The organism is Mesorhizobium sp. M0040 (assembly GCF_040323505.1).
GTDB lineage: Bacteria > Pseudomonadota > Alphaproteobacteria > Rhizobiales > Rhizobiaceae > Mesorhizobium.
In genome coordinates this window covers 1-979 of the sequence record NZ_JAMYVA010000140.1, presented here as the reverse complement: position 1 = coordinate 979, position 979 = coordinate 1, and the positions used below count along the sequence as shown (strand labels likewise).

General features: G+C 66.8%; 1 protein-coding gene. It reads right to left on the bottom strand.

What is annotated here, in order from left to right:
- Positions 1-308: 308 nt before the first annotated feature.
- Positions 309-979: IS91 family transposase (locus NKJ91_RS33650; RefSeq protein ID WP_352458935.1), on the bottom strand; the 671-nt coding region annotated here is incomplete at its 5' end.

Here is a 979-nt window from a genome sequence, read left to right as displayed (position 1 = left end):
CCGACATTGCTGAAGGGTTTCGGGTGCCGTCAGGCGTACGAAAGTCTCTGATGCAGGAACCCGCGGGCCGCAGGCGATTGCCTATGGGGATTTGTGCCTCGGGGTGCGCCAGCGGCTGTCGCGAACTTCTGCATAAGATGCGCCGGGCATGTCGTGGAAGCGGCTTCCGGGCCAGGTCGCAGAGGCTGTTGCGTTGATTCCGACGGGATTGGTGTGCGTGACGACCAGCGCCACGGCAACGTGCACATAAGATCCTGTTGACCGGCGCCGGCGTGGCGCGGTCGTACGAGCAACTTGGTCATGCCGGGTCATGGGGCGTTCTCCCGGTTCGGCGCTCTTGAGGCAGGCGGTGCACGAGGCTGGCCCCACCGTTCGAACCTCTCGATGACGACCATGCGTCCGCCGCAGCAAGGGCAAGGCCGGCGGACGTCAGCCGGTTCTTCCGAAGTGTCGTCTTGGGGCGGCAGATCGACGTTCAGCAGTTCGCGCGCGAGTGCGAGGCTGGCCTTGCGGGCGGAGCTGGCGAGCAGCCCATAGTGACGGATGCGGTGGAACCCACGCGGCAGGACATGGAGCAGGAAGCGGCGGATGAACTCGTCGGCGGCAAGCGTCATGGCGCGCTGGCGCTCGACACCATCGCGGCGATAGTCCTTGTAGCGGAAGGTGACTCCAGCCTCGTCGAAGGCGATCAGGCGGCGGTTCGAGATCGCGACCCGGTGCGTGTAGCGCGACAGGTAGGCGAGCACCGCTTCCGGCCCGGCGAAGGGCGCCTTGGCGTAGACCACCCAGCGCTTGTTCCGGACCGGCGACAGGTGCCGCAGGAAGGCCTGCCGCTCGACGAGACGAGCAAGGGTGCCGAAGAAGGCGAGCCGATCGGCGTCGTGCAGCGCGATCAGCCGGGTGAGGAACAGGCGGCGGAACAACTTGCCCAGTACTCTGACCGGGAGCAGGAAGGCCGGGCGCGACGATATCCAGCGGC